Annotated in this window: 6 protein-coding genes; 2 read left to right on the top strand and 4 right to left on the bottom strand. The window is 37.0% G+C overall.

From position 1 onward, the window contains the following. Positions 1-4 precede the first annotated feature (4 nt). Positions 5-121: an integrase core domain-containing protein gene (locus AC1DFM_RS18110; RefSeq protein ID WP_477078152.1), complete on the top strand. Its 117-nt coding sequence runs from the start codon at positions 5-7 to the stop codon at positions 119-121. A gap of 598 nt (positions 122-719) precedes the next feature. On the opposite strand, the gene AC1DFM_RS18105 is transcribed toward AC1DFM_RS18110, so the two are convergent. The 4 genes from AC1DFM_RS18105 to AC1DFM_RS18090 form a co-directional block, all read right to left on the bottom strand. Next, a complete protein-coding gene (locus AC1DFM_RS18105; protein ID WP_477078148.1) occupies positions 720-1,370 on the bottom strand; it encodes a hypothetical protein in 651 nt (216 codons plus the stop codon). Next, positions 1,354-2,427: a hypothetical protein gene (locus AC1DFM_RS18100; RefSeq protein ID WP_477078147.1), complete on the bottom strand. Its 1,074-nt coding sequence runs from the start codon at positions 2,425-2,427 to the stop codon at positions 1,354-1,356. The genes AC1DFM_RS18105 and AC1DFM_RS18100 overlap by 17 nt, the downstream gene beginning before the upstream one ends. 499 nt (positions 2,428-2,926) lie before the next feature. Next, entirely contained in the window at positions 2,927-3,580 is a 654-nt protein-coding gene (locus AC1DFM_RS18095; RefSeq protein WP_477078146.1) for a DUF4279 domain-containing protein, read from the bottom strand. Between the two features lie 584 nt (positions 3,581-4,164). Beyond that, on the bottom strand, positions 4,165-5,691 hold the full coding sequence (locus tag AC1DFM_RS18090; protein WP_477078145.1) for a hypothetical protein: 1,527 nt from the start codon (positions 5,689-5,691) through the stop codon (positions 4,165-4,167). A gap of 614 nt (positions 5,692-6,305) precedes the next feature. On the opposite strand from AC1DFM_RS18090, the gene AC1DFM_RS18085 reads away from it, so the two are divergent. Beyond that, positions 6,306-7,046 (top strand): hypothetical protein, encoded by a 741-nt coding sequence (locus AC1DFM_RS18085; RefSeq protein WP_477078144.1) that lies wholly within the window; start codon positions 6,306-6,308, stop codon positions 7,044-7,046. The last annotated feature ends 21 nt before the right edge of the window (positions 7,047-7,067 follow it).

Below are 7,067 nucleotides of genomic sequence, written 5' to 3'. Positions count from 1 at the left end.
GTTTATGGCTGAGGAATGGCAACAGGATTACAATATGGAGAGACCTCATAAGTCACTCGGATATCTGTCGCCTGTAAAGTATGCCCAAAAGCAGCTCGAAGCCAAAATCTCTAATCCCTAGTGGCCTAGTTTTAAGGGAAGCTTACATCACCTTTGGGGCTTAACCTAAAAGTCACATATTCTTCATTGTTGTATTCGGAATATTCTTTAGAGGTGGTAATTCTATGAAGAAAGAAAGGTTGAATCAGAAAACAAGTATCCATATGCATAGTTTTAGTTACTTAGAGTCTATTAATATGAAAAAAAATAATGTAGTGGGAAGTAAAATTAATTCTAGTTTGGTTTAGTAGTAGAGTTAATTTATTGACTAAATAGGTCCATTTGTGTAACATTTTCTTCAATACATTTCTCAATATAGTAGTCTAGCACATTTATTTCTTTAGATGTTAATGTATAGCAGAAATCACCTTGTGGTTTATTGGTCCAGGTTGCATCTCCTATTTCCACCAATTTTCCTATCGCGTTTCTTATCMAATCTTTCTTCGGGAATTCTGGTTGGCCTGATGTGTAAAGGGGGGACTGTATACATTTAAAAGAATAGGTACTACGAAGCATGTGCGTAACCTCTGTTACAGAAGAATTGATATTTATTTTTGTCTTTTTTGAAAGTTTTTTGTAGGTACCTTCTCCACATGATTTGTCAATCATGCACTCATAAATTAAATACAATAGGAATGACAAATGAGGTTCGACATCACATATTTTATTTTTGAATATTCTGAAAGGCAGCTCTCAAAGGGGATTTGCACGCCGTCATACATTTTGGAGTTTAAAGTACTTTGGCTCAGTTTTCCGTGCTCAATTCTGAAATGAAAGTATTCTTTGCCCTGGCTTGAGCGATTGAATTCAATAATAGCAAATGATTTGGTCAGTTTCTCGTCATCAGATAATGAATTTAAATAGTAATCCACTACTTTCCTCGATCGAGATTGATGGACAAGTAAAACGATATCATAGCTATCCACTTTGTCTTCTTTTGATGGCCAGCCATTTACTATGGAGTCATACTTTTTTATTTGATTGAAAATGGAACTCCAATGTTCTTGATTTGAGGGAAAGCTGTACTTAACTTCACCTAAGAGGCCAACTTTATCAGAAATTACTATGCMCAAATCAGGTGTGACGAATGTTTTCTTCTCTAAGTCAGAGAATAATTTCCTTCCTTGAAATACTACTAGTTCTTCGCCTTCTTTGTTCAATTCAAATCGGTAAGTATTCAAAAAGAAAATTATTGCGTAGACAGTTGTAAGATATTCATCATTTTTATTTTTTATGTCTTGTATTACTTCTTCTTTAGTTTTTGCTTTCATAGTTAACTATCTTTCCCTCTGCGTAATTGTCAAAAATATGAGTGATCAAACGTTTTAAGCTAATAATAGAGCATCTTAATTGAGGAGTTATCAGTATCTCATTGTGGCTTAATACCCACAAGTCAAATGAGCTGGCATCCATATAATCTATTATTGTTAAATGTATGTAAGGATTGCCATGGAGTGTAGAAATAGAAGCATTAGCCATCGTATTCAAGGATTGAATAAATTTTATATTGCTTTCTTTTTCGCTAAACACATTTGTTGAATATTCTATTTTCAATGGACGAATATCTAGTGTTTGATTGTCTCTCCTTGCTCGGTTTTGGAAAAGATTAATATATGTCTCAATTAAGCTACAGCTTGGAGCAATAAGCTTTTCATATACTCTTATGAAATTCTTCTCAGTCCTTATTGTGCCTCTTCTATCTACAAATGTTGTAGATACGACATTTCTATTTCGAGATGCTTGAAACTGAATTGATTTAAACCAGCCATTATTTTCCTGCAACCAATCATAGGCATCTTCCAGGCTTGAATTGTTCCATGTTACGGTGGACATAGTTCTCTCTTCATGGTACCTTATCCTTTGGGATRCACGTTTTATCTTAATATCGGTTGACGCGCTATAGATTTTGTAGTCATCTATTAGTTTTATTAAGTCAGTACTATTAATAAACGGGAAAATTATTTCGCTATAGAAGGATCTTATAAATGGTTTCAGGTTTTTATGGAAAAACTCACTTTCCTCTATTGTAATGATAAGATAAGTAAACTTGTACTGTGGTAGTTTAAGTAAGGCGAAGGTTCCTTTGCTTTTTAATATGCCAGTACTTCTGTCAAATGACTCTAATTCAAATATGCTTAGGTTTTCTTGTTGTTTTATTTTTTTTATAATTCTATTTGGATAATGACCGTTGGTAAATAGGGTATCTATATTATTTACACTGCCAAAAGGTATTATGCTGATCGTCTTTCCTTCATTATCAGAAATTCTATCAAGGAAAAGAAGGAGATCTGAAGAGTTTGGAATGTCAACAAGAGATGTACTAAACATGAGCTATTTTGAATATACTTAATTGTCAACTAAACCGGACAAGAGTAATTTAATATTTTTCTGCTGAAATACAAAATTGATTAGGTTCTTTATTAAGTTGTTTTTGGGGGGTAAGTTGTCCTGATAAGATGAAAATATGTGGATGTCATTTGATAATACTTCCACACATCTCTGAAATTCGCTTGATGTTCGATTGTGTCATAATTGGTTTTGGAATTTCTTGTTTGATTGAATTTTGCAAAAAACAGGTTGTACCAAAACCTGTTTTTTTGCTCTTTCCCCCTGAAGTCGGAAATCTCGTTAGCTTATTTAAAAATAGCCCATAGGGGGCAGGAGGGAAGAGTAATTCGTCAGATCATTATTGTATATCTGGTTTATTTCCTTCCGTGAAAGATAGATAGCGTCTGAGAAAGGTTGCTCCCAATGTTAAATGGTCACATTTACAAAGCCTTATCCTATCAGGATGTCTTGTTGAGGAATAATAGTCCTCTTCGGACACCTATTTAAAAAAGTTGCCCTCTGCATATAAATCGAAATCAATTTCGAGATTTAAGGCACTTATACGCTTTATGGTATTTTTATCAATCATTGGACCACCAAGCATCGTATTACCGTTATGAAAGTTAATAATTACTTGGATATGTCCATTTGCATTGTTTCCTAGATTGATGATTCCTTCTTTATCCTGTTCTAAAAGGTCCAACAAGGTTTTTAATTTAGTTTCAAACGTATTAGGATTGTCATTAACAAGAAGTTCCATGCAACTGAATTTATATGAAAGCCCTCCAAGCTTTCTTTTATCACCTTTATTCCAGCCATTAGATGGCGTCAATGTTGTCATTACACAGAGTTCTCTGTAGTCAAGAACTTCAGAGGTTGCTCTGAAATAAACGGAATAATTCGGCTCAATTTCTACCCAATTGACTGAAATTTCTGGTTTTATTTTGAGATAGATAGCTAGATGAAATTTTTGAGCAGTTATTGGGAAGTATACTATGGCCGTACCTTTTTCGTCGTCAATCTCTATTTTTTCCACCTTGGGTTTATTACCTTCATAAGTGACATCGTKAATTTCCAAGAGCTGTTTCGTGGTACCAAATTCTCTATTTTCGATTTCTTCTATTGCCTTTTGAATAAGGTTATTAGTTGTCATATTCTTTTATGGGTTAATGCTCAATATAAGAATAAATGCAAAATTGGTAACCTAATAAGTTACTATGTTTTGATTCAATATATAGTTAAAAAAATATGTTTAATTCAGCATTTTGGAACTATGTTTTTTTAGCTCTGCACAGTCGATCGCCTTTATTATGTTTTTGGATATAAAATAAGCTAATCTAATCCATAGGGATACAAATTCGGACACGGTAGCTTTTAACCCCGTTAAACGTGCTTTTGGTAGAGATTTTGATATAGTTTCAAGGGGTCACAACAAAGAATATCAAAGAAAATTAAAGCCGCTTAAATCGTACGATTTAAGCGGCTTTTCTGTTTTTGGACTCCAAAGGTTTATCACTCAAAATCAAGGTGAATGGTAACATAAAAGGTTACACCAGCAATACTTAAATTACCATAACCTTTCTCCATGTAATGCTTCACCTGCAACTATCATATTTATGCCGCGCCCACCACACAAGCTGCGATGGTACTTCTTTCATCGATCCCTCTAAAGCCCTTCACTTTCTTTACATTGAGCTCCATCTATTCTGCCATCCATCCACGTGAAACTGACAACGCCTATTGCTGCGGATAAGGCGTCGTAAAAGACAATCCACCGAAAAATTCCCCATTAGTAATTGTAACGGATTTATTCCCTGTCTCATTAAACAGTTTTCCCGAAAATGTTCCTTTGAAATAAGTAGGTGCAATATCTGTGACTTTTACGCTTCCTTGTCTTCCGGTAAAAATGTAATCGCTCGAATAGGTGGTAGTACCGTCTTTATAGGAGATATTGGCATAATCCGTATTATTTTCATTAGGAATAAAATCATATACTTTACCAATCTTCCTCACGGAATCGGTAGTTAACGCTACGGAGATTCCCTTTTTCGAATCATCTTCTGTTTGGTCATTGCTTAAACGAGCATAGACCCCGATTCCGTAACTTCTTCCATCGAATATTACCAGGTTAGGAAGGATGTTTTTATTTATCATATGCTTAACTCCGTCTACGGTAAAATTCACAAAATACGCGTCGGTATAGTCACAGCTGGTCACATCGTTGCCGGTTACCTGGTAACAGAGATTCACCGATGGGGTAGCAGCGGCCCACTGTATACCAAATAGCGAGAGGTCAGATATATTGGCCAGGAAGAAGGCCGCATTTAATCGCCCAATAAAGGTTTTTATTTTTCCAACAAAAAGATTATTAAAAGCATCACTGCTGCCTGTAGTACAAAGCACGATATCATGTGACTTATCAAGGGTCATTGTCATTGCTGTCAGAAATGCTGTCCGAACGGTTATGCCTTTGATATCGTCAATAGCAGAAACAATATCATTCACGACATTAATAAAGCAGGCCGACTTCCCCGCTTCAAGCCCATTTATTTTGGGTAAGAAGCTTTTCATGGTCATGGCGGAAATACTGAAGATATTTTGCGTCAATGCAGTCCTGTATTCCGGGCTTCCGTCGGACTTGCCAACTAATCCAGTGCTTATTCTAACGGAGTATGTTCCATCTCCTGGAAGCGTATAAGTAGTACTGGAAGATTTTTGAAATACGAATCCGGTACCGTTGATGACGTCCCCGATGGAACCAGGAAAAAGAGGAATGCCGGCCACTATACTATGATAAATGCGCTCATTATCTTTATAAATGCCGACAGCAGTATTATAGCAGGTTTTGCCTTTATTGCCGAATGTGAGGTCCTTGCCGGATTGGGAGAATTCAATAGGGTTGCTGAAGGCAGTTTTGACGTTCGATGCTTTTAGTGAATCGGGATTGAAGTTGGCAGGCGTTAAATCCTGCAAGGTTTTTCCAAGGTCTGTATAGAGCTGTTCATTGCTGTTTTCAAACAAATCGGTACGCGCAGCAAGATTACTTTTAACATCCGCAACAAGGTTCGCAAAGTGGGCGCTGCGCAGCACTTGCGGAATCACCTGCTTTTTGCCGTCTTCGGAAAGAAAAAGCATCACGGGGGTATTCATTACCAATGCCAGCGCTGTAGTTGTTATGTTGATCGTTTTATCGCTGCTGGCAGGGTTGTTATAACCCATTAACAACGCATGTCCGGCATTATCCGTTACTATTGAACTAGACATTGCCGCTGTGTCAACAACTATATTGTATTGGCTGCTGTTTACTTTGGTTACAGCATTCGATGTATTTACGGTTAGGGAATTAATATCCAGATTAATATCAGCTGGAAGCACAATGTTTCCGCTAATTGTTCCTGTTGCCTGAGGAGGCTTATCGGTGTCGGAATTTGGTTTGTCTTTTTTACATTGAACACAAAGAAAGATTGCAACAACGAGAATAATGGCTGATTTGAGTTTCATGGAGTTTTATTTACGTATGGAAGATCTAAGTAAGTATCCGGTAAAATGCATCTCGTGCGCTATTACAAAGGGGGGGATCTCTGAAAAAAACAGATGTATTTTATTGGTTGTATATTTTATATGCTACGACAAGCAAACCCCAAATAGGGTGACTAAAAACAAAAGATAAGAAAAAAAATACTTCAGTTGATTTTTTTCGTGGATTTCACGTAGGATTTTTTAAATGAAATGTATTTATATTTAATATATAAAGATTAATGCAAGTTATCTATTCTCTATAAAATCAACTAAAAGTCGCTTACTTTTGCGCAAGTAAAAGCATCGACAAATATTTATTTGGGATCACTGCTATTTGCGCCAGTTCAACATCTATACAAATGAAACTATATTCAAAATCAGTAGCAGTATCGCTGTTCTTGCTCAGCTTATTCATGCAAGTTAGTGCCCGCACCTTCTCAGATACTACAGATGTATTAATGATCTTAAAAGGCGATGTGGTGCCGGACGGTGCCAGGAAAGTGGGTAAGATAAAAGTAACCGATGGCGGTTTTAAAATCAACTGTKGTTATGAGCAAACCTTGGAGCAGGCAAAAGCCCAGGCCATAAAGGCGGGTGGCAACATCATTAAGATCACGGAACTGAAGTCTCCTGATGGATTCAGTACCTGCTACCGCTTGTTGGGGGAGACTTATTACCATCCTGATATTCCCGGCGTGAGGGCTGCCAGAATCAAGGCTTTCGATTCAACTATGCGCGTAGCCCTTCCTGACACCGCTACCTACGCTTTATTATACCTATATCGTCCGGATATGGGAGGGGGCATTTCGTACAATGTATTGTTGGATGATTCAGTAATATGCCGGATGAGAAATAGTTCCAGATATCTTATTAAAGTTAACAAAACAGGTCCTGCCAAAATATCTGTGCGGACAGAGTCCCGGGATGAGGTATCCATAAACATCCAGCCAGGAAAAGCATACTTCGTGAAATGCTCAACACTTCCTGGTGGCTTCCTCATTCGGGCGAAACTCACTATTGTTGATGCCTATGAGGGGTTTCAGGAGTTTAATTCGGTGACTGAAAAGCCTAAATCGGAGAAAACGGATGAAGTATATTAGCCATCACGGTTGTATGCTGGT

This window comes from Chitinophaga sp. 05T412, from assembly GCF_056396465.1.
The sequence above is the reverse complement of the archived record's forward strand: the minus strand, read 5'-3'. Positions and strand labels throughout refer to the sequence as shown.